The sequence below is a fragment of the Meiothermus rufus DSM 22234 genome, assembly GCF_000423425.1.
Classification (GTDB): domain Bacteria; phylum Deinococcota; class Deinococci; order Deinococcales; family Thermaceae; genus Meiothermus; species Meiothermus rufus.
Genome location: NZ_KE384016.1, coordinates 14,387 through 40,223, shown reverse-complemented (window position 1 = coordinate 40,223; position 25,837 = coordinate 14,387). Strand labels below are relative to the sequence as shown.

Here is a 25,837-nt window from a genome sequence, read left to right as displayed (position 1 = left end):
GCAGCGGGCCGGAAGCTTCCGTAGCATGGGGGGCATGCTACGCCAGGCCCGCGTAACCTGCCCGCTGGACTGCCCCGACGCCTGTTCGCTCCTCGCCAGCATCGACGAGGCCACCCACACCCTGCGCAAAATTGAGGGCGACCCCCGCCACCCCATCACCCAGGGCTTCGCCTGCGTAAAGACCTACCGCTACCCCGAACGCCACCACCACCCCCTGCGCCCGCTGTATCCCCTGCGGCGGGTGGGGAAAAAAGGCGAGGGGCGCTTTGAGCGGGTAGGCTGGGAGGAAGCCCTGGACGATATCGCCCAGCGGCTGCGTCAGGTGATCGACCAGCACGGCCCCGAGGCGGTGCTGCCCTACCACTACGCCGGAACCATGGGCCTGCACCAGTACGCCCATCCCCTGGCCTTCTTCCGCGCCATCGGGGCCAGCGAGCTCGACGAGACCATCTGCGCCACAGCGGGGGCGGCGGCCTGGGAGGCCACCTACGGCGCACCGCGCTACGGCATCGACCCCGAGGACGTGCCCAAAGCCCGCTTCATCTTTCTGTGGGGCATCAACGCCTTGCACACCCATACCCACCTCACCCCTTTCCTCAAAGCCGCGCGGCAGAACGGGGCCCAGATCGTCCACATCGACCCCTACGAAAACCTCACCTCGCGCTTCGCCGACGAGCACGTGAGGCTTCGGCCCGGCAGCGACGGGGCGCTGGCCTACGCCATGGCCCACGTGATTCTGCGCGAGGGGCTGCACGACGAGTCCTACTTGGAGCGCGCGGCCCAGGGCTTCGCGGAGTACCGCGCGGTGGCCGAGGCCTGGCCCCCTGAGCGGGCCGAGGCGGTTACGGGCGTCCCGGCGGCCACCATCGAGCGGCTGGCGCTGGCCTTTGCCCGCGCCAAAGCCAGCCTCATCCGCACCAGCTACGGCATGACCCGCCACCCCGGCGGGGCCAGCGCCCAGCGGGCGGTGCTGCTGCTGCCTGCTCTCATCGGGGCCTGGCAGTACCCGGGGGGCGGGGCGCTGCTCACCACCTCGGGGGCCTTTCCCCTCAACCGCACCTACCTGGGCGGGGCCCACCTGCTTAAGGGGGCGCACCCGCCCAAAGGCTATTTCCGCCCCAACCCCGCTGTGCGCCACGTCAACATGACCCAGCTCGGCACTGCCCTTACCCGGCTCGAGCCGCCCATCCGGGCCCTGTTCGTCTTCAACGCCAACCCCCTGGTGGTGGCCCCCCATACCGAACGGGTGCGCCAGGGCCTGGCGCGGGAGGACCTCTTCACGGTGGTGCTCGAGCAGGCCACCACCGAGACCGCCCTCTACGCCGACTACCTGCTGCCCGCCACCACCTTCCTCGAGCACCCCGACCTCTACACCGCCTACGGCCACTTCTACCTTTCCTGGAACGAGGCGGTCATGCCCCCCCAGGGCCAGGCCCGGCCCAACACCTGGGTCTTCGCCGAGCTGGCCCGCCGGCTGGGGTTAGAGGAACCCACCCTCTACTGGAGCGCCGAGGAACTGGCCCGAAGCCTACTGGACTCGAGCCACCCCTGGCTCGAGGGCATCACCCTGGAGCGGCTCAAGGCCGAGGGTTTCCTGCGGCTCAACACCCCCCGCCCCTTCCTACCCTTCAAAGACGGGGCCAACACCCCAAGCGGCAAGGTGCGCTTCGACCCGCCCCCACCGGTCATCCTCACCGAGCCCCAGGCGGAATTCCCCCTGATCCTCCTGACCCCGCCGGCCAAGCACTTCCTGAACAGCACCTACGGGCATATCGAGCGGCTGGTGCAGGGCGAGGGCGGGGAGCCGGTGCTGCTGGTGCACCCCCAGGACGCCGCTGCCTACGGCGTGCAGGACGGGAAACGGGTACGCATCCGCTCGCCTCTGGGAGCGGTGGTGCGCAAAGTGCGGGTAAGCCCGGCCCCCATGCCGGGAACGGTGGTGCAGGAAGGCACCTGGTGGGAGGCCCCGGCCCCCGACGGCAAGGGCATCAACTGGCTCACCAGCGAGCAGCTCACCGACATGGGGGCCGGGAGCACCTTCCACGCCAACCCGGTACGGCTCGAGGCCCTGGACTAGGCCGGGGCCTTTTGGCCCACCGACCACAGCCCCGGCTCCCGCAGGGCCCAGGCCGGGTACTCCTCTTTGGCCAGGAAGTGCCGGGCGTAAAGCGCGGCCAGCCTGGCGTGGCGCTCGCTATTCAGGTCGTAGAGTAGGGCCACCGTGGCCGCATCGGCCAGGGTGCGCAAGGCCTCCTTGGCCTGCCACTGGGCCTCCTCGAGCGAAAGGCTTTGCAGGCCGTCCAGGGTGCCTTGCAAGGCGGCCAGGGCCAGCCGGGCCTCCGGGCTGCCGACAGCCTCCAGCCTGGCGCCGAACTCGGCCAGGAAGGGCTCGGCGGCCCCCTTGCGGAAGAGCACCTCCAGGGTGTCCAGGGCCTGCACGTTGGCCGGGCCTTCCCAGATGGGGGTGATCAGGGCCTCGCGGGCCAGGCGGGCAATGGCGAAGTCCTCCACGAAGCCCACCCCGCCAAAGAGTTCCATGGCCAGCTGGGTGCAGTACGTGCCGTGCTCGGCGGTACGGGCCTTGGCCAGGTGGGCCAGCAGGCGGGCGTAGTGGTAGCGGGGGCTATAGGGCGGGGTCTCGGTCCAGGCTTCGTCCCAGGCCGCCACCGCGCGGAAGGTGAGAGCCAGGCCACCGGCAATGCGCACCGCCAGGTCGGTCAGGTCGCGCCGGACCAGCGGATGCTGGTTCAAAGGCCGGCCAAAGGCCGCTCGCTGCTGAGTGCGGAAGAGGGCCTCTAGTTGGGCCTTGCGGGCTAGGCCCATGGCCCCGCAGGCGTTGGCCAGCCGCGAGAGGGTGAGGGTCTCCAGGATGTAGTAGATGCCCTCCTCGGCCCGGCCTACCAGGTGGGCTTCGCTGTGGTCGAAGTCCACCTCACCCGAGGGCACCGCGCGGGTGGCTAGTTTGTCCTTCAGTCGCCGCACGCGGTAGTTGAGCCGGCCCTGGCTGTCCAGGCGGGGCACCAGGAACAAGGCGATGCCCTTGGGCCCTGCCGGGGCCCCCTCGGGCCGGGCCGAAACAACCGCATAGTCGGTCAGGCCAGCCCCGCTGGAAAAGTACTTATCGCCCCAAAGGCGCCACACGCCCCCCTCGGGCACCGCCCGCACCCGGTTGGCCCCCAGGTCGGAGCCTCCCTGCACCTCGGTCATCCAGGTCGCCCCGAAGGCCTGGCCGCTCAGGAGCTGGGCCTTCCAGTGGGCAAACTGCGGCGCATACTTGTGAATGCTGTAAACCACGCAGCCCGTGATGGTCTGGATGCAGTAGAGGCCGGGGTCGGCCAGCAGGTAGCCCAGGGCGAAATGGTGGTGCCAGCTTCCGCCCTGATAGGGGGCGCGGTTGATGGCGGCCAGCCTTTGGTTAAGGGCTTCCTGGGCCGGCGAAAGCCGAACCCGATCCACGCGGTTGCCCTCGAGGTCGTACATCACCAGAACCGGCTGGGCCTCCTTGTCCACGTGGTCGGCGATGCGGTAGGCCTCGCCCCCGGCCAGGGCCCCGAAGCTTTCCAGCTCGGCCTGGTGAGCCTCCCAGCCCTTCCAGTAGCGCTTCAGCAACAGGGGTAGGTCGGCCTCGAGGTGCCAGTGGTTTTTGCCGTAAGCGTACGACTGGTGCTGCATAGTGGCTCCTTTGGAACAGCCTCAGTCTAGAATTGTTTTTAGACTCGGTCAAACTTCAGGCTCCACCTCCAGGGCCACCAGGAACCTCGAGACCATGTTGTAGGCCGCAATCACCCCCACCAGCTCCACCACCTGGCGGACATCCGGCAGGGCCGCCTGCACCCGGGCAAAGGTCTCGTCGCGCACTCGAACGTGGCGGGTCATCTCAAAAATAAGCCGGAGCACAGCTCTTTCCTGTGGGTCAAAGAGGGTGTCGTTTTCGATCTCCTGCTCGAAACGGTGCAGGGCCTCGAGCTGGGCCGGGGTGCCGCCGGCTTGCAAGAACAAAGGGGCGTGATGGCGGAACTCGTACTCGGCTCCATTCAACACGGCCACCCCACACATCGCCAGCTCGCGCAACTTGGGCGAGAGGCTAAGCTCGCTTCGTACCGCGCCCAAAAAGCTGTTCCAGCCTATGGCAAAGGCCGGGCTATGCAAAAGCATCCGATCCAGGTTAAGCAGCTGACCACCGCGCCGCCGGCGGATGGCATCCACAATGGCTTGGGGTTCGCTAAGGTCCTGGGGTTGGTAGGGAATCCGGGCCATGAGGAGTAGCATAGGGCCTATGCGCCCGATTGACCTACGCTCCGACACCGTAACCCAACCCACCCCGGCCATGCGCAAGGCCATGGCCGAGGCCGAGGTAGGCGACGACGTCTACGGCGAAGACCCCACGGTCAACCGCCTCGAGGCCCTGGCCGCGGAAATGCTGGGCTTTGAAACAGGCCTGTTCATGCCCTCTGGCACCATGACCAACCAGGTAGCCCTGATGCTGCACCTGAAGCGCGGCCAGGAAGTCATCGCCCCCAAGGGAGCCCACATCTACGAGTACGAACCGGGCTCGCTGGCGGTGCTCTCGGGCGGGACGATCCGCCTGGTGGAGGCGCCCTACGGCATACCCGACCCCGAGGCGGTGCGGGCCGCCATCCATACCTCAGTGCATCAGGCCCCCACCGGGCTCATTGCCCTGGAAAACACCCACAACTATGCGGGCGGTACGGTGGTGCCCCTCGAGGCCCAGCAGGCCATCCAGCGGGTGGCCCGGGAGGCCGGCCTGCCCACCCACTTAGACGGCGCCCGCCTGTTCAACGCTGCGGTGGCCCTGCAGCGAAGCCCCCAGGAGGTGGCCCGGGGGTTCACCACCGTCTCCATCTGTCTTTCCAAAGGACTGGGCGCCCCGGTAGGCTCCCTTTTGCTGATGCCCCAGGCCTACCGTGCCGAGGCCTGGCGCTACCGCAAACTGTTGGGCGGAGGGATGCGGCAGGCCGGGGTGCTGGCCGCCGCCGGCCTCATCGCCTTACAGGAAGGCCCCCAGCACCTAAAGCGGGATCACCAGATGGCCCGGGCGCTGGCTGAGGGTCTGCTGAAGCTCCACCTGGAGGTCGATCTGCAGGCGGTGCAGACCAATATGGTCTACGCCCAGGTTCCCCAGGCCCCCACCTTCACCCAACGCCTACGCGCGCTGGGGGTACTGGCCAACCCCATGGCCCACAACCGGGTGCGCTTCGTGACCCACCGCGACCTGCACGACGAGGACATCCCGCTGGCCCTCGAGCGGATCGAACAGGCCTTGCAAATCGCCTAGCCGCCTCAGTCTTGCCAGACCTCCACCACTTTGTACTGCACTAAAGCAGCGTAGGTGGTCTGGCTTCCCGCTTGGGCAGTAGAAAACTTGATGTCCACAATCAGGGTCTCCTCAGATAGGCCCTCGATAAAGCGGTTGAGCCGATCCTGAAACACATCGGGATCGGTTGCGGCAATCAGTTTGACGCGCATGCCCTGCATAGCTTCAGCCTAGCGCAAAGCCCCGCCAGAACCCAAATCAGCGCCCGGCTAAAAGCTGCTCGGGCCAGTCGCCAATCACCCCATCCACCCCCCAGGCCAGCAGGGCGCGCACCTGGGGCGCTTGGTTGACCGTCCAGGTGACCACAAACCATCCCTGGGCCTTTAGCTGGGCCACTTTGGCCTCATCGAGTAGGGTGTGGTGGGGGTGTACCCCCTGCACCGGCAGGCAGGGCAGCAAGGCCTCCATCTCGGCCTGGGCGTACAAGAGAGCCAGGGGCTGGCCCACCCCCAGCCGGGCCAACCGGATCAGGGCCAGGGGGTCGAAGCTGCTGATCCAGAGCTGGCCCGCCTCCGGCCACCCTCGCAGTACCTGGGCCAGCAGGGCTTCCCGCCCATCTGAGGGGCCAGGCTGGCTTTTGAGCTCGAGGTTCAGCCAGGCCTGGGGGTACTGCTGTGCCAGCTCGAGCACCTCCTCCAGGCGGGGCATCCAAGGAGCTTTTTGCTTCAGTTCCGACCAGTCTGCCTCCGCTAGAGGCTGCCCCATCAGGTCGAAGTCGTGATGAACTACCAGCACCCCATCGCGGGTGCGCTGTAGGTCAAACTCAAGACCATCCAGGCCGGCCTCCAGGGCCTGGCGGAACGACTCGAGGGTGTTTTCCCTAGCCCAGTACGGCGCGCCACGGTGGCCCAGCAACAGTGGGGTGTTGGTCAGCATCCTATCCCTCGCTTCCACTTTCCAAATTTTACGTTTAGATGGGGCAATCTGAGCGGCAAATGGTGTAGACTAGGGCATATGGGCAAATACGATGCGCATCTTTCCAGCTTAACCCAGGCTGAGGTTGTCTCTCGGTTGGAAGGCCCTGGGGGTCTCCTCGCCCTCACCCACCGAGAACTGTTTTACATAGACGATAACGGGGCGCAAAGCGCACGCCTTTCTCAAATCAAGCGCATCGGCGTCAACAAGCAGAGCGGTACTGTGGATGTGGTGGGCGAGCAGGGCACCTTGATGTCCATTGCCCCCGTTGCTTTTCAGAAAGACGAGTTAAAGCTGTTTTTGGAGTCTTTGCGGGGCTACGTGCTCAAAGCCAAAACCGAGGCTACCCAGACCCTCGAGCAGCCCCCCGCTGCCCCCAAGCTCAAGGAACCCCTAAAACCAACCCACCCCACCCCGCTGGAAACACCGCCCCCCACGCCCCAGATACACATCGCCGAACCCCCCAAAACCCTGCCCGACGAACCCGCCGACTCCCTCTGGGCCTACGAGGGTTCCCCCCGGCCCGGCAGGGCCGCTGCGGCAGTGGAGGAAAGCCAGCCTACCCCCCCGCCCACACGGCCAGACACCCCTCCTCCCCCCACCACCGCAGCTCCTCGCCGCCTCAGCCCCACCCAGCGCCTCACCTCCGTCCTGCTGAAGGTCTCTGCCCTCCTCTCTGCCCTGACCACAGCGGGTTACCTGGTGGTCAATATGGGCACCACCCAGGACATCTGGGTTCCCTTGGGGGTCATCGCCATCGGTTTATCCCTTTCGCTTATTCAGTGGCGCTTATCCGAGCCCTACTGACACGTCTTCCACCCAATAGCCCGTGGGCCCGCAGCAACGCGGGCCGTTTTGCATCTCGGGTTGCCCCTTCTCAAAACTGACCCGACGGTCAATAATGGCCTGCAGTGTCTACCTTGCCTGCGGGTGAGCCCCGCCGCTCACAAAAACTGGCTATCTGGGAAGGCATGCTGGCCATCCTGTTCATCAACTGGAGCACCGGCATGGTCACAACCGGCTACGCGCTGTGGCTGGGCGCTGCCCCCGTGGCCCTGGCCATCCTGGGTGCTTTGCCCATGGTGGGCCAGATGGCCGCTCCCCTGGCGCTTTTTTTTCGCGGTAGCCGCAAGCGCCTCAGCGTGGCCCTATCCGTGCTGGGGCGCGGGCTGTTTGGGCTGGCCTTGCTGCTGCCCCTCTTGCCCGAGCCCTGGCGCATTCCCGGCCTGCTGCTTATCGCCGCTCTTTCGCAGCTCATCGTCGCCCCAGTTAGCGTGCTTTGGACGAGCTGGATGGCCGACCTGGTAGCGGAAGAGGAGCGGGGCCGCTACTTTGGCCTGCGCAACGGGGTGTTGGGCCTGGTGGGCACCCTGGGTAATCTGGCCGCCGGAGGTCTGATCGACCTGCTGGGTAAGCCCTGGGGCTTTTTGCTGGTGCTGGGCATCGCTGTGGCCGCAGGAGTGGGGGCTACCTTTATCCTGCGGCGGCAATTCGAGCCCCCAAGCGTCAGTATACCTCCCCGCCCAGCAGAGTTTCTCCAACCCCTATCCGACCGGCGCTTCCGAGGGTATCTGGGTTTTGTGGTGCTGTTTCTAGGTGCGGTGAGCGTGGGCGGCCCCTTCGTGTTTCCTTTGTTCCTCGAGCACGCCCGCATGAGCTTTACCCAGGTGGGCCTCTGGACGGTCATCGCCGCCTCATGTGGGCTGGTGCTCAGCCCCTTATGGGGCCGCCTGGCCGACCGAATCGGCCACTGGCAGGTATTGCTTTTTAGCAGCAGCGTGGCCGCCTTAGTGCTGCCCCCTCTTTGGCTGGCAGGGGGGCCTGGGCAGCTACAGACCATCTGGGCTTCTGCCGTCTGTGATGCGCTGGCTTGGGGTGGTATCGGCACTGCCCTAACCAACGTAGCCCTACAAAGCGCACCGGTGGGAAGACGCAACCTCTACCTGGCCTGGTACTGGATGGCCTTTGCCGTAGGGGGCATCCTGGGCTCGCTTCTGGGCGGGCTGCTGGGCAGCCTGCACGCTCAGCTCAAGCTCTTTCCCAGCCCCTATCACCTGCCCATCCTGGCCTCAATGCTGCTGCGCATGGGGGCCGTGTACTACCTGTGGTGGCGTATACAGCGCGACAAACGGCGGGCGGCGGGGGGGGTTCGTTGAACCCTTGGCCGCTGGAGCAGAGGATATGGGCTTATCAAGGGTACCGCCCCCACCCTGACTCCGCCAGGGTTGCAAGGGCCTCGGCGGAAAAGGGTGCCGGCCCCAAAAAAAGAAGGCCGCGCAGCGGCGGCCAGGTTTGGGGGTAGGGCTTACTCGAGGCCCGCCAGCTTGCGGTTTTTGGCGATGTAGTCGTGCCACTGCTCGGGCACATCTTCCTCAGGGTAGATGGCCGAGACTGGGCAGGCCGGCACACAAGCGCCGCAGTCGATGCATTCGTCGGGGTGGATGTAAAACTGGTCTCCCCCGTCGTAGATGCACTCTACCGGGCAGACCTCCACGCAGGACTTGTCCTTGGTACCGATACAGGGTTCCGTGATCACGTGGGGCATGCTTTCCTCCTCAAGCCGCCAAACTGCTCTCTATTGTAGGGAATTCCGGGAAAAGTCAAGGGGGCCTGTCCACTCATGGCGTGCTATCCTTGCAGGTAGTGGGGCCGCAAAGCGGCATAGAAACCCTATGAACACAGACCCCATTGAGTTTCTCCGCGGGGCCCTCGAGATTCCCTCGATCTCGGGGCAGGAACGGGCCGTCGCGCAGTACCTGGTCGAAGGCATGAAACGGCTGGGCTATGCCCGGGCCTGGGTCGACGAAGCCGACAACGCTCGAGGCCAGATTGGCTCAGGGCCCATACAGGTGGCCCTGCTGGGCCACATCGACACCGTGCCCGGGCTGGTGCCGGTGCGGCTCGAGGGCGACCGGCTTTTTGGCCGGGGCTCGGTGGATGCCAAGGGCCCCTTTGTCACCTTCGTGCTGGCCGCGGCCAGCCTGGCCCCGGAGGTCCTGCAAAAACTCACCCTTCATGTGGTGGGTGCCACCGAGGAGGAAGTGCCCAGCTCCAAAGGGGCCCGGTATGTAGTGGACAAACTCAAGCCCGATTTTGTAGTGATTGGCGAACCCTCTGGCTGGCAGGGCATCACCTTGGGCTATAAGGGCCGTCTGCTGGTGCGGGTACGGCGGGAAAAGGACAACTTCCACTCTGCCCACCACGAGCCCAACGCGGCGGAGGAGCTGATTAGCTATTTTGTTAGCATCAAGGCCTGGGCCGAGGCCATGAACCAGGGCCAGGGCTCTTTTCACCAGGTGCAGTACAACCTGCGCGACTTCCGCGTCGAACACCCCGACAACCGCCAGTTTGCCGAGATGAAGTTCGACCTGCGCCTGCCTCCTCGCCTCCCGGTGGAAGAGGCCATCCGCCACCTGACCGCCTACGCCCCACCCATCCTGGACCTCGACTTCTCCGGGCGGGAGGTGCCCTATGTGGGCCCCAAGGACACCCCTCTCACCCGGGCTTTCCGCCTGGGTATCCGCCAGGCGGGGGGCCAGCCGGTCTTCAAGTACAAAACCGGCACCTCCGACATGAACGTAGTAGCCCCCCACTGGCCCGTGCCCATGGTGGCCTACGGGCCGGGGGATTCCACCCTCGACCACACCCCCAACGAACACCTGGAAATCCCCGAGTTTCTCAGGGCTATCGAGGCTTTACGCCACGCCCTAACCCACCTGGCGAAACAGGCCATAGCACCCCGGCAAGGCTAGGCCCTTAACCAGGGATGCGGCCCCAATCCATCTGTCGCAGGGCCTCGTAAAGACCCACCCCTACGGCCACCGCCAGGTTGAGGGAGCGCCCGCCCCTGCCGGGCATGGGGATGGTCACCGCGGGAAAGCGCTCGAGCACCTCTTGGGGCAAGCCCCGGCTCTCCGGCCCAAAGAGCAGGTAGTCGCCGGGCTGGTAGCGAACCTCGGTGTAGAGCCGGGAAACCTTGCTGCTAAAAGCCCAGACCCGACTTTGGGGGGGTAGTTGGGCCAAAAAGGCCGACCAGGAATCGTGCAAATAGTAGTGCACCTCAGGCCAGTAGTCCAGTCCAGCCCGCTTGAGTTTGGCGCTGTGCCATTGGAAGCCCAGCGGGCGTACCAGGTGCAGTTCGGCCCCGGTAGCCGCGCAGGTTCGGGCAATGTTGCCTGCGTTCTGGGGAATTTCCGGCTGGTAGAGCACCACCTTGAACATACCGCGCAGGCAGGACAGGCCCTCGCCTTTATCTCCTCAGCAAGCGCACCACCTCAACCAGCTGGGCTGGGTCGGTTCGCTCCAGGTTAGCCTGGCAGCGGGCTAGGTAGGCCTCGAGGATTTCCTCCCCCACCGAGTCGAGCGCACTGCGCACGCCACTCAGTAAGGTTAGTATCTCCTTGCACTCCCGATCCTCTTCCACCATCTTCTGCAAGCCCCGCACCTGCCCCTCCAGGCGCCGCAGACGGTGGAGAATTTTGGTTTTGTCCTGCAGCGCTGCGGTCATACTCACCCCTCTAAAGGCCCTAGCGAGCAACCCTGAAGCCACGGGCGTACCAGGCCTGGATGCCCCCCGTCACCAGGTGCAGGTCTCGGTAGCCTTTGGCCAGCAGGTACTGTACAGCCACCCGGCTGCGGTTCTGGGTGTTGCAGTACACGTAGACCATCCGGTCCTTGGGCACCCGGGACCACCAGTGCTCGATCTGCTGTAGAGGCCAGTTGACCGCACCTGGCACATGCCCCTGAGCGAACTCCTGGGGGGTGCGCACGTCGATCACGAAGTTTTTGGGGTTGGCCAGGGCCCGTTTAAGGTCGTCCACGCTCACGATTGTATAGCCCTGAGCCAGCCCCAGCGAGGCCAGCCAAAAGAGGCCTAGGCCGAGCCATCCCCTCACGCCACCACCCCGGCCCCAGCCTTAAGCACCGCTTCGACAAAGACCCGGTCGGGCTGCCCGCCCAGCACGCGCTGCTGGGTGGTTCCGCTGATGATGGTATCGGGCACCCCCGAGATGTTGTAGCGCCGCGAGAGCAAGGGAAACTCGCTGGCCTCCACCCCTTCGGCCACCACCTTGGGGTTATGGTAGGCCATGCGGTAGCCAGCCAGTACAGCCTGGGGGCAGTAGGGGCAGGTGGGGGTCACAAAGGTCTGCAAGCGCACCGGCGAGGCCAGTTTCTGCAGCTCGGCCTGCGACTGCTCACCCAGCTTGCTCTCACCCGTGCCCAGCATCCGCAGGGTCTCGATCAGGGTGCTGAACTCGTAGCCCGCGGGCAGACCCAAAAAGCGGATGTTGCTACGCTGGGAACCTTTTTCCCGCAACAGGATGGTGGGCGCATAGCTCAGGCCCAGGGCCTGGGCTTCGGGATCAGAGTGAAGCGAGCGCTGCTCCACGCTCAGGTGGGGGTTCAGTGCCGCCACCTCTTTGAGCAGGCCCAGGGTTTCATCTTGCAGGCCCACCTCCTGGCCGGGCAGCTCGAGGCCAGCCGTGGTAAAAACCACCATCTCCACCGGTTTTTGGATAGGGGCCAACATCTCGCGCACCTGGTTTTGCACTCTTTCGTCTAGAAACATGATCCTCTCCTCCGGGCCAAGGGACAGACCCCTACCCGCTAGCCCCAGTATACCCCCTGGGGATATATTGTGCAAGGCGGCGGGCGGCTAACGCTGCAGATCGCCCTTCTTCACCGGAAAACCCGCGGCCTGCCAGGCCGAGATGCCACCCGCCAGGTTGTAGACCTCGAGGCCCTTGCTCTTTAAAAACTCGGCGGCTTGCTGGCTGCGGTTGCCGCTTTCACACAGACAGATGATGGGCCTATCCTTGGGCAGGCTCTCCCAACGCTTAGGCAGCTCGGCCAGAGGCAACCCCTGTGAACCCGGCACCTTGACCAGCTTGCGCTCCAAGGGAGTGCGCACATCGATCATAAGGGCCCCGGCCTTGAGCTTTTCCTGGGCTTCCCGGGCGCTAATCCGGGGTACCCGTACCCCAAGGCCCAGCCGATTTTTCAACCATCCCCACATACCCGCTAGTCTAGCCAAGCCTGCCTTTGCCGCAACAGGGCCCGCACCGCCTCTAGGGTGGTGGGCGGGCCGTGGCCTACGTAAATGGTCATGACCTCGAGGGCCGCTATCCGGCCCAGGGTGCGCCAGGCCTGGGGTGTATCGTGGTTAACCAAAGGCGGCGGCACAAAGGGCCCGCGCCGCCCCACCCGCAGTGCGTCCGCGGCGATCAGCACACCCTCTCGCAGCAACCCCACCTGGCCTGGGGTGTGACCGGGTAGGTGCACCACCCGCCAGCCCAGCACCTCGGCCCCCTCCTCCACCGGAACCAGAGCTTCCTGGGGTACCGGCCTAGGGCTATTGGCCAGCCAGTCCCCCAGCCAGGGCAGGGGTGGAAAAGGCGGGCGACGGCGGACCCCGCTGATGTAGGGGATGTCCAGCGGATGGGCGTAAATGGGCAGGCCCCACCGCTCCCACAGCCGGCGAGCCCCGCCCACATGGTCGAGATGATGGTGGGTCAAAAAAAGGGCTACCGGCCTGGTCTGGCCTAGGTAGCGCAGCAGCCTAGAGTACTCCTGCGGCATCCCCGCATCCACCAGCAGGGGGCCCTGAAGGGTATCCAGAAGATAGGTGTTGGCCAGCAGGGGAATAACCCGCATACAGGGCTACCGCTGGGCCACCGGCCCGCCTACCCCCATCTCCTGCAGGGCTTTTCGGATGCCCTCGGCGTCGATGCCAGCCTGGCGATGCATGCGGGGGATGGAGCCATGGTCGAAAAAGACATCGGGCAGGCCCAGCACGCGGATATCGGGTTTCAGGCCCATCTCGTTGAGGGCTTCCAGGACTGCACTGCCAAACCCACCCATGCGCTGGTGATCCTCGCTGGTCACCAGCTTGTAACCTTCCTGGGCCAGCCAGCGGAGCATCTTCCGGTCTAAAGGCTTGATGAAGCGGGCGTTGATGACGCCTACCTCAGGATCGTTCTGGGCGGCCTCGAGGGCGTACTTCAGGGTCTTACCAAAGGCCAGGATGTAGGCCCGGCGGCCCTCCTTCAACACCTCCCAGCGGCCCCACTCGATCTCGGGCCAGGCCCCTTCGGGGGCTTTCTCCACGTTGTCGCGGGGGTAGCGGATGGCGATGGGGGCTTTGGCATTCACCGCGTACTTGAGCATGGCCCGCAGCTCGAGGGCATCCTTAGGGGCAGCGATCTGCACGTTGGGGATGGTGCGCAGGTAAGCGATATCAAAAACCCCATTGTGGGTGGCCCCATCCCCCCCGACGATACCCGCCCGGTCCACGGCAAACACCACCGGGATGTTCTCGATGGCAATGTCGTGAACAATCTGGTCAAAGGCCCGCTGCATGAAAGTGGAGTAGATGGCCAGCACGGGCTTCAGGCCGCGCAAGGCCATGCCCGCCGCCACCGTAGCGGCCACGTCCTCACAGATGCCGGTATCCAGGTAGCGCTCGGGGTGGGTCTGGGAGTAGCGCACCAGGCCCGAGCCCTCCCGCATGGCCGGGGTGATCACGTAAAGCCGGGGTTCCTGAAAGGCCAGCTCCGTCACCGCGTCGCCGAAGGCACTCGACCAGGAGTAGCCCTTGCTGACCTTCTGTGGGTTCTGGGGGTTGAAGCCCGGCGGGCCGTGCCAGTAGATAGGGTCTTCCTCGGCCACCCCATAGCCCTTGCCCTTCTTGGTCACAATGTGCAGCATGGTGGGGCCATCCAGGGCCTTGATCTGCTCCAGAATGTGAATCAGGCCCGGTAGACCGTGGCCGTCTACCGGCCCCACGTAGCGGATGCCCCAGGCATAGAAGGGGTTTTCCTGATGCAGCATCAACTTGGCTGCTTCCTTAGCCCGGTCCACCAGGTTGAACAGCCTAGGCGAGATGCCTTCCAGCACCTGTTTGCCCCACTTCTGGGTATCCTGCACCCACTTCTTGACCTGGTATTCCTTGAAGTAGCGGTTCAGGGCCCCCACATTCTCCGAGATGCTCATCTCGTTGTCGTTGAGCACAATGAGCAGCTTGGGTTTGCGCTCGCCGATAACGTTGAGGGCGGCCAGAGCCATCCCTCCCGTAAGGGCCCCATCCCCGATGATGCCAACGATATGGTAGTCCTGCCCTAGGGTGTCGCGGGCGATGGCCATGCCCAAGGCGCTGGCCAAAGAGGTCGAGGCGTGACCTACCGTAGTGGCGTCGTGCTCGCTCTCGGAAATTTTGGTAAAGCCGGAGATACCCCCTTCCTGGCGGATAGTGTGGAAGACCTCCTTGCGCCCGGTGAGGATTTTGTGGGCGTAGGCCTGGTGCCCCACATCGAAGATGAGGCGATCCCGTGGGGAGTCGAAAACCCTGTGCAGCGCCACGATCAGCTCTACCGCACCCAGCGAGGAGGCCAGGTGGCCGCCGTTTTGCGCGCAAACCCGGATAATCTCGCTGCGCAGCTCCTCGGCCAGCTGCAAAAGTTCGTCCTGCGAGAGGGCTTTGAGGTCTTGCGGTTGGTTGATTTTAGATAGAATCACCAGACGCCTCCCAAACCTGCCCCTAACTGTAAGGCTTTGCCCGCCCTATGCCGTACGCCAGAGAACAAATCGGTGCTACGGGTTCACTTTTGGGCTGGCGAGAGAGCTACCTGAAGTTGCGGTTCACCAGCGAAAGCCCGCCTTGGTCGGTGAAGTTCATCGAGGTAAAGACCTCCCCCACCCCAGGGAAGAACCATACCTCGAAGTTCTCCCGCAGGCTAGGGTTGCGGGGGTCGCGGTACTCTAGCCCAATGCGGTAGACCTCGAAGCTCCCCGCCGGCACGCTGACGTTGGAACGCCCTAGCACGGTATAGGTATAGTCCAGCAGACGATCCACCACCCGGGTTACCTGATTACCCACACGCAGTTCGATCACCTCGCGGGTCTGCCCCCCCCAACGGGCCCCCACGGTCAGGCTGGCCGGGGGGGGGTACTCCTGAATAGGTGGAGTATAGCGGGCTATCTGGAGGCGGTCGAAGTCCTCGATGCCTAAAAGCCGCACCCCACTGGCGTCGATCTGGCGGTAGTAGGAGCGCTCGAGGCCCCGTCCGCTAAGGCGAAAGCGGATGGCCGGCTGGCCCTCGAAGGTGGTCGGGCCTAGGATGGAAAGCCGGATAGGCGGGTCGCCTAAAGGGGCTCGGGGTGGTAGATAGACCCAGTCCAGACCAGGCTGGGCCGGGTAAAAGCCCACAGGTCCCTCGATCAGGGCGGTGTTGGCGGGGGGGGTGGTGCGGGGGGCACAGGCCGCCAACAGCAAAAGCCCTAGCAACAGAAAAACTCGCTTCATCGCCTTCTATGTTAACCCCGGCGGTAGGTTCAATACCTCGCGCAGCTCCACAATCCGCTGGGGCAGCTCGGCCAGGGCCGGCGGCTCTTGGGGCTCCGTAACCAACAGCAGCTCAGCCCCCAGGCGCTCGAGGTACTCTACCCCCTGCTGGAAGGTGCGCTTCAGGTCGTTGTGGCGGGCCAAAAGGCGGATGCGGGTATCCTCCTCCAGGCCCGGCTTAGCTAGGAAGCGCTCGAGCTCGGCTAGGCGAGGCAGAAGCCGGTACAGCGCCCGCCCATACCGCCCCGCCTGCTTTAGCGACTCGCGCAGGTGGGGCAGCGCCTCCCCTTGCCGCCAGAGCTCGGCCAGGGCTGCTTGCAAGCGCTGGGCCTGCTCGCTTTGCCCTTGCGGCCAACGGCCACCCGCCCCAAAAGCCCATAGCAACAGGCCCACCAGCAGCAATAGCAGCATGAGTTCCGCTAAGGCAATGCCCCCCATCCCGCTTGCTATACCCTCGAGGTTCCTAAGCCAGCCCCAGCTCGCGTTTGAGACGGGCCAGGTCGTCCTCTATGGCCTGGTTACTGCCTAGGTTCTGAAGCTCCTTCTCGATGTCGCTTTTGTCTAGCTCGCTCAAGGCCGCGTGCTTGTCCTCCAGCGCCTCGATGCGCCGTTCCATCTCCTCGAAGGCCTGCACCGCGCTGTGAGCGTCTATTTTGGACTCGAAACGGCGCACCGTCTCGGCTGCCTCCACTCCCTTCTTACGAGCGATGAGTAGAGCCTTTTTGGCCTCGGATTCCTGGATTTTGCCTTCCAGGGCCTTAAGTTGGGTGGTGAGTTGCTGCACCAGGCTTTGCTGTTGGGCGACCTGCTGGGCAAACCCCTCGGCTAGGGCCTGGGCCTGCTGCTTGCGTTTTAGGGCCTCGCGGGCCAGGTCTTCACGCCCGCCCTTGAGGGCCTGGAGGGCCTTCTCTTCCCAGGCCTGGGCCTGCTGGGCGTAGCTTTGCTGTTCGCGCTCGAGCTTGCGCAGCTCGGCCATGGCCTCGGCCACCTCCATGCGGGCTTCGCGCAGGGCGGCACGCATATCTTCCAAGGCCTGCTCGATGATTTTCTCGGGGTCCTCGGCCCGGCGGATCAGGTCGTTGAGGTTGGCCCGAATCAGGCGGGAGAGCCGTTCTAGAATACCCATATTTGCTGCCTCCTGTCGAACCTCAGTCTAGCGCACCCCTGCGGGGGTCACAACCGCAAACGGCCCCAAACCCCGGAAGCTTAAGCCCTCGTGAAAAGCGGGTTAGAGAAAAGAGGGGGCGTGGGGGAGCTATAATCCCCCGGACTTTCCGTCCGCGGGATGCACGGACTCCTGGGTTCACCGGAGGCGGACATAGCATAGCGAGTGGCGCATGTGTGGTACAATCCCACTGGGGACAGCGCTCCCCGTGCACCTTGAAACTTGGGGTAGGGGGTTTCATCGGGCAGTCCGATGAGTAAAACTCCAAACGCAAACCCGTGGTAGAGCTTGAGCATGGCGCTCGCCTGCCGATACGGAGTCAAGGTCTTCTGGGCTCGGACGGAGCCTTCGGGGGTAGCAATACCATGCCCGAGAAGCCCTGGACTTTAGTCCGGGGAGTCGTCACTATCTAGCCATGACCACCCGCCTCACCCCTGGCCAGGTGCGCCAGGCCATCCAGCAATACCTGTTAGACGCCCTACCCCAGCCCGAGGCCGCCTCTCGCCCCGAGCTGGCCGAGTACGCCCGGCTGCTGCGGGACTACCCCGAGCGAGGCGGCAAGATGCTGCGCGGCACCTTGCTGGTCTACACCGGGCTGGCCTTTGGGGCCCGCCTCGAGGCTCTACTGCCCATTGCTGCGGCCCTCGAGCTCTTCCAAAACTGGGCCCTGATCCACGACGACATTGAGGACGCCTCCGACGAGCGGCGAGGCCGGCCCGCCCTGCACAAGCTCTACGGGATGCCCCTGGCCTTGAACGCGGGCGATGCCCTGCACGCCCGGCAGTGGGCCCTGCTTATCCAGGCCGGGGTCTCGCGGGAGGTGCTGTTGGAGTTCGCCCGGACGGTAGAACGCACCGCCCAGGGGCAGCACCTGGAGATCAGCTGGATGGTGCAAGGGCGCTTCGACCTGGAAGAGAGCGACTACCTGGAGATGGTGGGCCAGAAAGCCGCCTACTACACCGCGGTAGCCCCACTGCACCTAGGGGTGCTAGCCGCGGGGCAAAGACCCAAAGCGGTGCTGGAGGAGGCAGGCCTGAAGCTGGGCATCGGCTTCCAGATCGTGGACGACGTGCTCAACTTGCAAGGCGACCCCGCCAAGTACGGCAAGGAGATCGCGGGGGATTTGTGGGAGGGCAAGCGCACCCTGATCCTCTTGCGCTTTCTACGGCAAGCCGACCCCGCCCAACGGGCCCGCGCCGAGCGGCTGTTGTCCACCCCCCGGGCGCAGAAGCCAGAGGCCGAGGTACGCTGGCTGCACCAGCAGCTTTTACACTCGGGAGCGGTGGCCTATGCGCAGCAACGGGCCGAGCAGATGCTGGCCGAGGGGCTGGCCCAGCTCGAGCCAGAGCTAGGAGCCGCCCCAGAGGGCGCGCTGGGCCAGATGGTGCTGGAGCTGCTTAGGCGTTTGGTGCAGCGCGAGGCCTAGGCCAGCGCGGCCTCGAGGCTGCCGTAGAGGGTCCACCAGGGCTTGGCCCCTTTGGCCAGTACCTGGTTGAGGAGCTGGATATTCTTCACCCCTTGGTCGGCCAACCAGGCCTCGAGGGCCGCCAGCCCCTCTTTGGCATAGACCGGAATGCCCTCTTGCCAGGTGGCCCGGCCACACAGCACCCCGCTGAAGGGCACCCCGGCCTCGGCGGCCATCTCCAGCGACTCGCGGAAGACAGCATCGCTGACCCCTGCCGAAAGGTAGATGAACGGTTTGCCCGCCGCGCTAGCGGTGTCCTTGAGGAACTCTAGGGCCTGGGCCCGAGTATAGGCCTCCTCCCCCTTGAAACCCAGGGTGCCCCTGGTATAGGCCACGTTGAAGGGGAACTCCACCTTGAGTACGTCTACGCCATAGCGCTCTTTGGAAAACTCCTCCATGTATTTGGCCACATAGCGGGGTTTGGCCTTGGCCATCTCCAACCCCTCGCCCAACCGGTCGTCGTAGGCGATGGGCTCGAGGAAAAAAGGCATCTCTAAAGCCTGGCACTCCGCGCCTACCCGCTCGATGAAGGCGTGCTTAACCGCGTTGATTTTGGGGTCGTCCTCGGGGTTGTAGTACAGCAGAATCTTGACCGCATCGCCCCCCAGCTCGCGGATGCGCCGCACGCTCAGCTCGGGCAGTAGATCGGGTAGGCGGCCTGGCACACTATTGTCGTAGCCCGATTTCTCGTAGGCCAGCAGCACCCCGGTGCGTGGGGCTTTGTGCTGTAGCGCCGGTAGGCCGTACTCGGTATCCATCAGGATGGCCGAGGCGTAGGGGGTCAGGGCCTTGACCACCGCGCTTTTGAACTCGGTCAGCTCGGCGTCCTTCACCTCGCCCCCCCGGGCCTTGGCGATAGCCTTGCGCAGCGAGCCACGCTGATCCATAGCCGCTGCCGCAATCACACCCTTATCGTCGGCACAAGCCTGTATGCGCGCTACCTTTCCCTTGCTCAGTCCCATACTTGTCTCCCAGCCAAAGTCTACCTCAAGGCCCCCGCGCAGGGATATAAACTGGGAGCATGCTCATCGTGGCCGGAGAAGCCCTCATCGACATGACCCCCCTTACCTACCAGGGCCGCACCGTGTATGCGCCCCATCCCGGCGGTTCACCCTACAACGTGGCCATAGGCGCGGGCCGCCTAGGCACCCCCACCCAGTTCCTGGGCTGCTTTTCCCAAGACGCCTTCGGGCAGCTTTTGCGCCAGCATTTGGCGGCCAGCGGAGTAGGGCTGGCCTATGTGCAGGAGCGCCCCCAGCTCACCACCCTGGCCTTGGTCAGCCCTTCGGCCTCGGGGGAGTTTTTCTCCTTTTACTGCGAAAACACCGCCGACCGCATGCTCTACCCCCAAGACCTGCCCCCCACCCTGCCCCCCGAGGCGGCTTTGCACTTCGGCTCGTACTCGCTGGTGCTGGAGCCGGCGGCCTCCACCCTCGAGCTTCTGATGCGGCGCGAGGCCCGGCGCCGCCTAATCTCCCTCGACCCTAATGTGCGGCCCTTTTTGATTCCCGATAAGGAGGCTTACCTCGAGCGCTTGCTGGGCTGGCTCGAGCTGGCCGACCTGGTCAAGGTCAGCCAGGCCGACCTGGCCTGGCTCTACCCCGGGGAAAGCCCCGAGGAGATCGCCCTGGAGTGGCAAAAGCAAGGGCCGGCCTTGGTGGTGGTCACCCTAGGCGGCCAAGGGGCTTTAGCCCTAGGCCCAGCGGGCCTGGCCCGGGTGGCGGCCCCCGCGGTGGCGGTGGTGGATACCGTGGGGGCAGGGGATGCCTTCATGTCCGGTGCCCTAAGCTGGCTCTGGCGGGCTGGTCTTTGGTCACGCCCTGCTTTAGAACAGCTCTCTGCCGAAAGCCTAGAGGCCCTGCTGCACTTCGCCGCCCGGGTAGCCGCCCTCACCTGCACCCGGCCTGGGGCCGACCCGCCCTGGCAGGCTGAGCTGGCCTAGGCCGAGGCCAGGGCCAAGGTCTTTTCATAGACCTCGAGGTAGCGCGGCACAATCACCTCGGGGCGAAAATGCCGGATGGCCCGCTCGCGGGCGGCCTGGCCCATGCGGCGCCGCCGGGTGCGGCTGGTGAGGATTTCCAAACTCGCCGAGAGCATCCCCGCCACATCCCCTACCGGGCACAAAAACCCGGTCTTTCCGTCTTCCACCAGCTCCGGCAGACCGCCTACCCGGCTGGCCACCACCGGCACCCCGCTGGCCATCGCCTCCAGGGCCACCAGGCCGAAGGATTCTTGCTCTGAGGGTAGGAGAAAGAGGTCGGCCACGCTCATGAACTTCTCCGGGCTGGGGGTGGAGTCCAAAAACTGCACCCGACCGGCGATGTCCAGTTCGTGGGCCAGCTCGAGGCAGTCCTGGCGCAAGGGCCCATCCCCTATCATCAGCAGCCGGGCCGGCATCCGCTCCAAGACACCGGCGAACACCCGCAGCACATCCTGAGGCCGCTTGACCGAACGGAAGTTGGAAACGTGCAACACGATGGCCTCTTCCGGCTGGGCAAAACGGGCGCGGAAAGCCGGGTCGTGGTTGGGTTTGAAGCGCTCCGCGTCCACCCAGTTGTAAATCACCTCGATCGCGCGCTCCACCCCTAGCTTTTCCCGGGCGTCCTGGGCTAGGGAATGGGAGACCGCCGTTACCGCATCGGAGCTGCGCACGGCGTGCCGGGTGGTCTTGGCGAAGGCCGGCTCGAGGCCCACCAAGGTGACATCGGTGCCGTGCAGGGTGGTTACCACCTTCACCGGGTGGCCCATATCGCGGGCCAGGATGGCGCTGGTGGCATGGGGAATGGCGTAGTGGGCATGCACCAGCTCGATTTTGTAGCGGTCGATGAGCTCGGCCAGGGAGTTGGCCGCCGTTAGGGGGGTAAGCGGCTCCTGGAACAAGGGGTAGTCGGCACTCAGAATCTGGTGGAAGTGGAGCTGCCCCCGGCCAAGGGGCTTGCTTAGCCGGCCCAGCCAGCGGGCCACGCTCCTGCGGGAGGCCTGGAAGATACGGCCCAACCCCCCCACAGGCGTCGAGCCCGTAGAGACCGGAGCGGCCTCGAGCAGGTTGCTGCTAAGGCCCAGCCGGTTCAGCCGCTCCTCGGTCAGACGAAAGGGCTTCTCGGAGGCCACCACATGTACCTGGTGGCCTAACCCGGCCAGGGCCAGGGCCAGCTCGGTGGCCACCACCCCCGACCCCCCCGCACTGGCATGACAAAGAATGGCGATGTTCATCCAAACCTCCTTTCCCATCCTGCCTGGCCTCATCCTGGGGCTAAGCGGTCAGGCCAGCTTCAGGTTGCCCTTCGGAACGCCTCATAGGCTAAAACCTCGCGATGAGAACCTCCCTAAGAAACCCTAAGCCCCCTTCATGAAAATAGGGGTGGGCTGCTTTGCCAACCGTGAGCGAGGTTCTCTTTGTGGCCGGTAGAATGGGCGCAGTGGTCAAGTACATCGGCTCTAAGCGAGCTCTGCTGCCCTGGATTGAAGACGTAGTGGGGCGAATCGCGGCCATAGACCCCTTGCGCGAGGCGGTGGACTTATTTTCTGGCAGCGCTCGGGTAGGGCATGCCTTGAAAAGAATGGGCCTCCGGGTGACCGCCAACGACCTCTACGCCTATGCCGTCACCCTGGCCCGGGCCTTGGTGGAGGCCGATGCGCTAAGCTACCCCAAGGAGCGCCTCGAGCCCATTCTTGCCCGGCTGCAAGCCTTGGAAGGGAGAGCGGGCTGGTTTACCCGCACCTACTGCCAGGCGTCGCGCTACTTTCAGCCCCACAACGGAGCAAAAATAGAGGCCATCCGCGAGGCCATCGAGCTGGAGTCCGCGGGTGACGAGCATTTGCGGGCCATTCTGCTTTGCAGCCTCTTGCTGGCTGCCGACAGGGTGGACTCCACCACCGGCATCCAGATGGCCTACCTCAAGCGCTGGGCTCCCCGCTCCTACCACAGGCTGACCCTGACCTATCCCCCGCTTCTGCCCGGGGCCGGGCGGGCGATCCAGGGGGATGCCCTGGAGATAGCCCCCCAACTCGAGGCCGACCTGTTCTACCTCGATCCGCCCTACAACCAACACTCCTACCTGGGCAACTACCACCTGTGGGAGACCCTGGTGCGCTGGGACAAGCCCGCCACCTACGGGGTGGCCCGCAAACGAGCCGATGTGCGCGAGCACAAAAGCCCTTTCAACTCTAAGCGGAGGGCAAAAGGCGCGATGGAAAAGCTCCTGGGAAGTCTACGGAGCAAACACTTGCTCCTCTCCTTCAACAACGAGGGCTTCCTCAGTATGGCGGAACTAAAGGCCCTATTGAAGGACTGGGGCTATGTAATCTGCCTCGAGCGGCCCTACCGGCGGTACGTGGGGGCCCGCATTGGCATCTATAACCCCCAGGGGCAAAAGGTGGGGCGGGTTTCCCACACCGAGAACCGGGAGTTTTTGTTCGTGGCCACCCAAAGCAAACGGGTGCAACAAGCGCTGCTTACCCTGGCCCGCTAGCGAGGGTACAGGGCCAACCCGCTCACCACCGGGCGTATCCCCAAAGGGTTAGGTGCGGGGCTGCGGAGCTGGCCCCTAACCCATAGCTGGGCCGAGCCCCCACCGTCCATGCGGATAGCCCCCCATAAACCCCGCTCGTGCAGGGCTTGTGCTAGCCGCTCGGGGCGGGTGGGCTCAGTAACGATGAAATAGAGGTCTCCCTGCTGCGACCAGGCCACCACCGACTGGGCCGCGGTGGCGCTGACCGGGGCCCGGTCGCGGAAAGGCTCCGCGTTGGGGTCGAAGACGTTCTGGCCAGCTTGAATCAGCAAAGGCCCCGCCTCTAAAGCGTACTCCACCGGCGGCTCGAGGCTGACCAAAAGCTTTAGGGTTTCACCGGTGCGGGCAATGGGCTCCTGGGGAGGGAAGCTAAGGGCCCACAGCCCTTCCGGCAGGGCGTAGGGGGCTGGGTAGGTGGCCACGATCCGGTCGCCCTGCACCAGGTGCACCTGTTCCCCGGCTCGCCCCACCGGGCCGGCCAGGGTGTGTGCCGTGTAGCGGGCCCGCTCCAGGTTGAGACCCACCCGGATACGCCGCCCTTCCTGGGTCTCTACCCAGGCCGCAAAGCGGGGACGCCCAGCAAACACACTCCCCTCCTGCCAGAACAAGGTGCTGCGCCCGTAGGGCAGGCTCAGGGCCACCCCCCCGCGCACCCACAGGCCGATGGGGGTGCCGCTGCGCCCATCAAAGTAGCCCCCGTTGAGCAGGGCCAGGGCCCCCGGGGCCATCTCCGGCAGCACTCTGCGCTCGCCAGGGCGGCCCACCGGCTCCATGCGCCAGCGACCGGCCTGGGCCTCGAGCCAGTACATCCGCAGCGGTTCGGGCGTCCAGGCCCACACCTCGCGGTAGCGGAAGCCCGGCGCCACCTCCTCCTCGCGCTCGGGCTCGAGGTAGTACACGTCCAGCACGTAGCGGCTGGGGTCGGTCAGCAGAAAGCCGCGGTAGCGGTAGGTTCGGCCCGGGGGAGCCTGCAGGACAAGCAGTGTGCTCTGGGGTTCGTAGCGCGCGGCCACCTCTACCCCCGGTGGGCGCACCCCCTCGAGGCCCGGCAGGAAGTAGGGCAGGCTCAGCTCCAAGCGGCCCGGATAGGGGGCCAGCTCGCTGGGGCTGGGCCGAACCGCATCTCCCTCGGGCAGGTCCAGCACCAGGCGCAATCGCTGCGCATCAGCAGAAAAGCGCACCCCGGCCTCTGGCGCGGTCACCAGGCCCACCGCGCGGATGACCGCCACCGGCAGCCGTCCGTTCTGGGGCGGGGGTAGGCCAGCCTCCAGGGGCGGGGCCCAGCCCAGGCCCTCCACATAGGTGAACTCGAGGCCCTCCTTACGGAAGGTGGTGGCCTCCCCCTGTCGCTCCACCTGCAACCCCAGCCTCGAGGCCGGCACCCACGGCTGAGCCCAGGCCAGGGCCAAAAGCCAAAACCAGACCAAGACATACCGGCCCATCATTCGGATTGTACTGGGGGCACCGGCATGGGGCGGCCATCCGGCCCCAAAGCCACCATCACGAAGCCCGCCCGGCAGGCCAGGGTACGCTCCTCGCGGTCGGTGGGCTCAACCCACATCTCGACCTCGAGGTACATCGAGCTGCGGCCCGTTCGCTTAACCCAGGCCACCAGCTCCACTATCGAGCCTTGCGGCACCGGGTGGCGAAAATCAATGGCGTCGCTATGCACCGTCACCACCTTGGCCCGGGCGTGCCGGGTGGCTGCCACAAAAGCCGCCTCGTCCATCCAGGCCATAGCCGTTCCACCAAACAGGCTGCCGTAGTGATTGCAGTCGCCTGGCCGCACCAGGTGCACCGTATGGGTTTGCCCACTCACAAGCCCCCCCGTTCCTTGCGCCGTTCCTCCCGGTAAAGGATGTAGGCTTTGGCCACGGCCGGGGCTAGCCGCATCAGGCCCTCCTCTACCCGATCCTGGATCTCTTCAATAGCCAGGCTGCGGGTGCGGGCCAGGGCCTTGATGGGTTCTACGATGGCCCGCTGGATATCCTCATAGGGGATGGGCTGGCCCACCGCAGCCTCGGCCTTTTCGATGGCCCGCACGATCCTTAGCTCGTCGAAGGGTACGATCCGCCCCTCCCGCTTGATAACTGGCTGGCAATCGGGCCTTTCCTCGAAGCGGAAGTCTTCGTCGGAAAGGGGTTCTACCCGGATGGCCTTGACGTAACCGTTGCCCTTGGTGGAGAAGAAGTCGTGGTTTTTGGTCTTGGTGGAGAGCCCGGCCAGAACCACCGGGCTCACCTCCTCTTCCCGGGTGCGGAAGTAGGGGGACTCCCCCAGGTTCATCAGGGCTTTATCCGCGTTATAGCGCACAAAGGCCAGCACCGCTTCCTCCAGCCCCAAAGGCCGGTATAACTCCCGGGTGTAGGCCTCCTCGAGGCGGTACAGCGCTTCCACCAGGGCGAGGAGTTCCCGGCGGACCGCTTGCTGCGCGCCCTCGGGCAACGATGCGGCCACCTCCTGGGCCAGAAGGCCCACGTATACGCCGTGGATGGCCTCATCGCGGATGATCAGGTTGATGATCTCCCCTGCGTTCACCATCCGCCCACCCCCGGCCAGCAGGAGGGGGTAGAAAAATCCCGAGTAGAACAGAAAGGACTCCAACAGCACGCTGGCCGCCAGACCCAGGTAGAGGCTTTGGGGGTCCTTTACCCCCAGGTAATGCTGCCGAATCACGCGCAACTTTTGTTGCAGAATGGGGTGGCGGTTCACCCAGTCAAAGATTTCCTGGATGCGCTCTTTCGTGCACAGCGTGGTGAAGATGGAGCTATAGCTCTTGGCGTGCATATGCTCCATGGCCCCCATGAAGCCCAGCACCGCTTTGCGCTGGGGGTTCTCCACGTGCTGGGACAGCAGGGGCATCCCCACCCCACCCTGCAGGGTATCCAGCAGGGTCAGCCCGCCCAGGACGTGCTCGTAGGTGCGCTTTTCCTCCGGCGAGAGGGTCATCCAGGGCAGCTTGTCGTCGGCCAGGGGGATTTCCTCGTCCACCCAGAACTGCCGCACGTTCTGATCCCAGAACATCTTGGTGTAGGCATCGACGGGTTGGTTCCAGTTGACTGCGGGCAAAACCTCGCTTTGCTCGATCATCCGCATCGCTAACTCC

At 65.1% G+C, this 25,837-nt stretch carries 28 protein-coding genes; 8 read left to right on the top strand and 20 right to left on the bottom strand.

What is annotated here, in order from left to right; all coding sequences use genetic code 11:
• The first annotated feature begins 34 nt into the window (after positions 1–34).
• Positions 35–2,077 carry a molybdopterin-containing oxidoreductase family protein gene (locus tag G552_RS0113940; RefSeq protein ID WP_027883539.1) on the top strand — a complete coding sequence of 681 codons (2,043 nt, stop codon included), beginning with the start codon at positions 35–37 and terminating at the stop codon, positions 2,075–2,077.
• Here G552_RS0113940 and G552_RS0113935 read toward each other — a convergent pair.
• Both G552_RS0113935 and G552_RS0113930 read right to left on the bottom strand, forming a co-directional pair.
• Positions 2,074–3,672, bottom strand: coding sequence for an acyl-CoA dehydrogenase family protein (locus G552_RS0113935; protein WP_027883538.1), 1,599 nt, complete (start codon positions 3,670–3,672; stop codon positions 2,074–2,076). The two genes, G552_RS0113940 and G552_RS0113935, sit on opposite strands and share 4 nt — an antisense overlap.
• 48 nt (positions 3,673–3,720) lie before the next feature.
• Complete coding sequence (locus G552_RS0113930; protein WP_211224834.1) at positions 3,721–4,269, bottom strand: carboxymuconolactone decarboxylase family protein; 549 nt, start codon at positions 4,267–4,269, stop codon at positions 3,721–3,723.
• A gap of 7 nt (positions 4,270–4,276) precedes the next feature.
• On the opposite strand from G552_RS0113930, the gene G552_RS0113925 reads away from it, so the two are divergent.
• A complete protein-coding gene (locus tag G552_RS0113925) occupies positions 4,277–5,296 on the top strand; it encodes a threonine aldolase family protein (protein WP_027883536.1) in 1,020 nt (339 codons plus the stop codon).
• Positions 5,297–5,301: 5 nt separating this feature from the next.
• On the opposite strand, the gene G552_RS0113920 is transcribed toward G552_RS0113925, so the two are convergent.
• Positions 5,302–5,496: a hypothetical protein gene (locus tag G552_RS0113920; RefSeq protein ID WP_027883535.1), complete on the bottom strand. Its 195-nt coding sequence runs from the start codon at positions 5,494–5,496 to the stop codon at positions 5,302–5,304.
• A 37-nt stretch (positions 5,497–5,533) separates the two neighbouring features.
• Complete coding sequence (locus G552_RS0113915) at positions 5,534–6,211, bottom strand: glycerophosphodiester phosphodiesterase (RefSeq protein WP_027883534.1); 678 nt, start codon at positions 6,209–6,211, stop codon at positions 5,534–5,536.
• Between the two features lie 78 nt (positions 6,212–6,289).
• Here G552_RS0113915 and G552_RS0113910 point away from each other — a divergent pair, with 78 nt between their 5' ends.
• Both G552_RS0113910 and G552_RS15735 read left to right on the top strand, forming a co-directional pair.
• On the top strand, positions 6,290–7,057 hold the full coding sequence (locus G552_RS0113910; protein ID WP_036271057.1) for a hypothetical protein: 768 nt from the start codon (positions 6,290–6,292) through the stop codon (positions 7,055–7,057).
• 164 nt (positions 7,058–7,221) lie between these two features.
• Positions 7,222–8,406, top strand: a complete 1,185-nt coding sequence (locus G552_RS15735; RefSeq protein WP_051195845.1) for an MFS transporter — start codon at positions 7,222–7,224, stop codon at positions 8,404–8,406.
• A 149-nt stretch (positions 8,407–8,555) separates the two neighbouring features.
• Here the strand turns inward: G552_RS15735 and G552_RS0113900 are convergent, their stop codons facing one another.
• The gene (locus G552_RS0113900) at positions 8,556–8,795 is read right to left on the bottom strand and encodes a ferredoxin (RefSeq protein WP_027883533.1); all 240 of its coding nucleotides are present in this window, start codon (positions 8,793–8,795) and stop codon (positions 8,556–8,558) included.
• A gap of 127 nt (positions 8,796–8,922) precedes the next feature.
• Between G552_RS0113900 and G552_RS0113895 the strand changes: the two genes are divergently transcribed.
• On the top strand, positions 8,923–10,002 hold the full coding sequence (locus G552_RS0113895) for a [LysW]-lysine hydrolase (RefSeq protein ID WP_027883532.1): 1,080 nt from the start codon (positions 8,923–8,925) through the stop codon (positions 10,000–10,002).
• Positions 10,003–10,006: 4 nt separating this feature from the next.
• On the opposite strand, the gene G552_RS0113890 is transcribed toward G552_RS0113895, so the two are convergent.
• The 10 genes from G552_RS0113890 to G552_RS0113845 form a co-directional block, all read right to left on the bottom strand.
• Entirely contained in the window at positions 10,007–10,471 is a 465-nt protein-coding gene (locus tag G552_RS0113890; protein WP_027883531.1) for a tRNA (cytidine(34)-2'-O)-methyltransferase, read from the bottom strand.
• Between the two features lie 28 nt (positions 10,472–10,499).
• On the bottom strand, positions 10,500–10,757 hold the full coding sequence (locus tag G552_RS0113885; RefSeq protein WP_027883530.1) for a metal-sensitive transcriptional regulator: 258 nt from the start codon (positions 10,755–10,757) through the stop codon (positions 10,500–10,502).
• Between the two features lie 19 nt (positions 10,758–10,776).
• The gene (locus G552_RS0113880; RefSeq protein ID WP_027883529.1) at positions 10,777–11,145 is read right to left on the bottom strand and encodes a rhodanese-like domain-containing protein; all 369 of its coding nucleotides are present in this window, start codon (positions 11,143–11,145) and stop codon (positions 10,777–10,779) included.
• Positions 11,142–11,819, bottom strand: coding sequence for a protein disulfide oxidoreductase (pdo, locus tag G552_RS0113875; RefSeq protein WP_051195843.1), 678 nt, complete (start codon positions 11,817–11,819; stop codon positions 11,142–11,144). Before pdo ends, G552_RS0113880 begins: the two co-directional genes overlap by 4 nt.
• An 87-nt stretch (positions 11,820–11,906) precedes the next feature.
• Positions 11,907–12,266, bottom strand: coding sequence for a rhodanese-like domain-containing protein (locus tag G552_RS0113870; protein WP_027883527.1), 360 nt, complete (start codon positions 12,264–12,266; stop codon positions 11,907–11,909).
• Positions 12,267–12,271: 5 nt separating this feature from the next.
• Positions 12,272–12,904 carry an MBL fold metallo-hydrolase gene (locus G552_RS0113865; RefSeq protein ID WP_027883526.1) on the bottom strand — a complete coding sequence of 211 codons (633 nt, stop codon included), beginning with the start codon at positions 12,902–12,904 and terminating at the stop codon, positions 12,272–12,274.
• 6 nt (positions 12,905–12,910) lie between these two features.
• The gene (dxs, locus tag G552_RS0113860; RefSeq protein ID WP_027883525.1) at positions 12,911–14,764 is read right to left on the bottom strand and encodes a 1-deoxy-D-xylulose-5-phosphate synthase; all 1,854 of its coding nucleotides are present in this window, start codon (positions 14,762–14,764) and stop codon (positions 12,911–12,913) included.
• 106 nt (positions 14,765–14,870) lie between these two features.
• Entirely contained in the window at positions 14,871–15,551 is a 681-nt protein-coding gene (locus tag G552_RS0113855; protein ID WP_027883524.1) for a hypothetical protein, read from the bottom strand.
• A gap of 6 nt (positions 15,552–15,557) precedes the next feature.
• On the bottom strand, positions 15,558–16,028 hold the full coding sequence (locus tag G552_RS0113850) for a hypothetical protein (RefSeq protein WP_027883523.1): 471 nt from the start codon (positions 16,026–16,028) through the stop codon (positions 15,558–15,560).
• 25 nt (positions 16,029–16,053) lie between these two features.
• The gene (locus G552_RS0113845) at positions 16,054–16,716 is read right to left on the bottom strand and encodes a PspA/IM30 family protein (protein WP_027883522.1); all 663 of its coding nucleotides are present in this window, start codon (positions 16,714–16,716) and stop codon (positions 16,054–16,056) included.
• A gap of 454 nt (positions 16,717–17,170) precedes the next feature.
• Here G552_RS0113845 and G552_RS0113840 point away from each other — a divergent pair, with 454 nt between their 5' ends.
• A complete protein-coding gene (locus tag G552_RS0113840; protein WP_027883521.1) occupies positions 17,171–18,181 on the top strand; it encodes a polyprenyl synthetase family protein in 1,011 nt (336 codons plus the stop codon).
• Here G552_RS0113840 and G552_RS0113835 read toward each other — a convergent pair.
• Positions 18,178–19,182 carry a tagatose 1,6-diphosphate aldolase gene (locus G552_RS0113835; protein ID WP_027883520.1) on the bottom strand — a complete coding sequence of 335 codons (1,005 nt, stop codon included), beginning with the start codon at positions 19,180–19,182 and terminating at the stop codon, positions 18,178–18,180. The two genes, G552_RS0113840 and G552_RS0113835, sit on opposite strands and share 4 nt — an antisense overlap.
• Before the next feature lie 59 nt (positions 19,183–19,241).
• Here G552_RS0113835 and G552_RS0113830 point away from each other — a divergent pair, with 59 nt between their 5' ends.
• Positions 19,242–20,162, top strand: coding sequence for a carbohydrate kinase family protein (locus tag G552_RS0113830; protein WP_027883519.1), 921 nt, complete (start codon positions 19,242–19,244; stop codon positions 20,160–20,162).
• Here G552_RS0113830 and bshA read toward each other — a convergent pair.
• Entirely contained in the window at positions 20,159–21,433 is a 1,275-nt protein-coding gene (gene bshA, locus G552_RS0113825) for an N-acetyl-alpha-D-glucosaminyl L-malate synthase BshA (RefSeq protein WP_036271052.1), read from the bottom strand. The two genes, G552_RS0113830 and bshA, sit on opposite strands and share 4 nt — an antisense overlap.
• A gap of 167 nt (positions 21,434–21,600) precedes the next feature.
• Here bshA and G552_RS0113820 point away from each other — a divergent pair, with 167 nt between their 5' ends.
• A complete protein-coding gene (locus tag G552_RS0113820; RefSeq protein ID WP_245575216.1) occupies positions 21,601–22,692 on the top strand; it encodes a DNA adenine methylase in 1,092 nt (363 codons plus the stop codon).
• Here G552_RS0113820 and G552_RS0113815 read toward each other — a convergent pair.
• The 3 genes from G552_RS0113815 to nrdF are packed head-to-tail and all read right to left on the bottom strand — an operon-like array spanning position 22,689 to position 25,827.
• A complete protein-coding gene (locus G552_RS0113815) occupies positions 22,689–24,173 on the bottom strand; it encodes a phosphodiester glycosidase family protein (RefSeq protein ID WP_027883516.1) in 1,485 nt (494 codons plus the stop codon). The two genes, G552_RS0113820 and G552_RS0113815, sit on opposite strands and share 4 nt — an antisense overlap.
• The gene (locus G552_RS0113810; protein ID WP_027883515.1) at positions 24,173–24,550 is read right to left on the bottom strand and encodes an acyl-CoA thioesterase; all 378 of its coding nucleotides are present in this window, start codon (positions 24,548–24,550) and stop codon (positions 24,173–24,175) included. The genes G552_RS0113815 and G552_RS0113810 overlap by 1 nt, the downstream gene beginning before the upstream one ends.
• Complete coding sequence (gene nrdF / locus G552_RS0113805; protein WP_245575215.1) at positions 24,547–25,827, bottom strand: class 1b ribonucleoside-diphosphate reductase subunit beta; 1,281 nt, start codon at positions 25,825–25,827, stop codon at positions 24,547–24,549. The genes G552_RS0113810 and nrdF overlap by 4 nt, the downstream gene beginning before the upstream one ends.
• Positions 25,828–25,837: the final 10 nt, after the last annotated feature.

What these genes read in the sequence shown, in the direction of transcription:
- G552_RS0113815 (WP_027883516.1), bottom strand. Translation starts at nt 24,173, where the DNA reads ATGGGCCGGTATGTCTTGGTCTGGTTTTGGCTTTTGGCCCTGGCCTGG.
- G552_RS0113910 (WP_036271057.1), top strand. Translation starts at nt 6,290, where the DNA reads ATGGGCAAATACGATGCGCATCTTTCCAGCTTAACCCAGGCTGAGGTT.
- G552_RS0113865 (WP_027883526.1), bottom strand. Translation starts at nt 12,904, where the DNA reads ATGCGGGTTATTCCCCTGCTGGCCAACACCTATCTTCTGGATACCCTT.
- bshA (WP_036271052.1), bottom strand. Translation starts at nt 21,433, where the DNA reads ATGAACATCGCCATTCTTTGTCATGCCAGTGCGGGGGGGTCGGGGGTG.
- pdo (WP_051195843.1), bottom strand. Translation starts at nt 11,819, where the DNA reads ATGTTTCTAGACGAAAGAGTGCAAAACCAGGTGCGCGAGATGTTGGCC.
- G552_RS0113925 (WP_027883536.1), top strand. Translation starts at nt 4,277, where the DNA reads ATGCGCCCGATTGACCTACGCTCCGACACCGTAACCCAACCCACCCCG.
- G552_RS0113870 (WP_027883527.1), bottom strand. Translation starts at nt 12,266, where the DNA reads ATGTGGGGATGGTTGAAAAATCGGCTGGGCCTTGGGGTACGGGTACCC.
- G552_RS0113900 (WP_027883533.1), bottom strand. Translation starts at nt 8,795, where the DNA reads ATGCCCCACGTGATCACGGAACCCTGTATCGGTACCAAGGACAAGTCC.
- G552_RS0113895 (WP_027883532.1), top strand. Translation starts at nt 8,923, where the DNA reads ATGAACACAGACCCCATTGAGTTTCTCCGCGGGGCCCTCGAGATTCCC.
- nrdF (WP_245575215.1), bottom strand. Translation starts at nt 25,827, where the DNA reads ATGCGGATGATCGAGCAAAGCGAGGTTTTGCCCGCAGTCAACTGGAAC.
- G552_RS0113890 (WP_027883531.1), bottom strand. Translation starts at nt 10,471, where the DNA reads ATGTTCAAGGTGGTGCTCTACCAGCCGGAAATTCCCCAGAACGCAGGC.
- G552_RS0113840 (WP_027883521.1), top strand. Translation starts at nt 17,171, where the DNA reads ATGACCACCCGCCTCACCCCTGGCCAGGTGCGCCAGGCCATCCAGCAA.
- G552_RS0113830 (WP_027883519.1), top strand. Translation starts at nt 19,242, where the DNA reads ATGCTCATCGTGGCCGGAGAAGCCCTCATCGACATGACCCCCCTTACC.
- G552_RS0113835 (WP_027883520.1), bottom strand. Translation starts at nt 19,182, where the DNA reads ATGGGACTGAGCAAGGGAAAGGTAGCGCGCATACAGGCTTGTGCCGAC.
- G552_RS0113920 (WP_027883535.1), bottom strand. Translation starts at nt 5,496, where the DNA reads ATGCAGGGCATGCGCGTCAAACTGATTGCCGCAACCGATCCCGATGTG.
- G552_RS0113935 (WP_027883538.1), bottom strand. Translation starts at nt 3,672, where the DNA reads ATGCAGCACCAGTCGTACGCTTACGGCAAAAACCACTGGCACCTCGAG.
- G552_RS0113915 (WP_027883534.1), bottom strand. Translation starts at nt 6,211, where the DNA reads ATGCTGACCAACACCCCACTGTTGCTGGGCCACCGTGGCGCGCCGTAC.
- G552_RS0113850 (WP_027883523.1), bottom strand. Translation starts at nt 16,028, where the DNA reads ATGGGGGGCATTGCCTTAGCGGAACTCATGCTGCTATTGCTGCTGGTG.
- G552_RS0113855 (WP_027883524.1), bottom strand. Translation starts at nt 15,551, where the DNA reads ATGAAGCGAGTTTTTCTGTTGCTAGGGCTTTTGCTGTTGGCGGCCTGT.
- G552_RS15735 (WP_051195845.1), top strand. Translation starts at nt 7,222, where the DNA reads ATGCTGGCCATCCTGTTCATCAACTGGAGCACCGGCATGGTCACAACC.
- G552_RS0113940 (WP_027883539.1), top strand. Translation starts at nt 35, where the DNA reads ATGCTACGCCAGGCCCGCGTAACCTGCCCGCTGGACTGCCCCGACGCC.
- G552_RS0113930 (WP_211224834.1), bottom strand. Translation starts at nt 4,269, where the DNA reads ATGCTACTCCTCATGGCCCGGATTCCCTACCAACCCCAGGACCTTAGC.
- G552_RS0113845 (WP_027883522.1), bottom strand. Translation starts at nt 16,716, where the DNA reads ATGGGTATTCTAGAACGGCTCTCCCGCCTGATTCGGGCCAACCTCAAC.
- G552_RS0113885 (WP_027883530.1), bottom strand. Translation starts at nt 10,757, where the DNA reads ATGACCGCAGCGCTGCAGGACAAAACCAAAATTCTCCACCGTCTGCGG.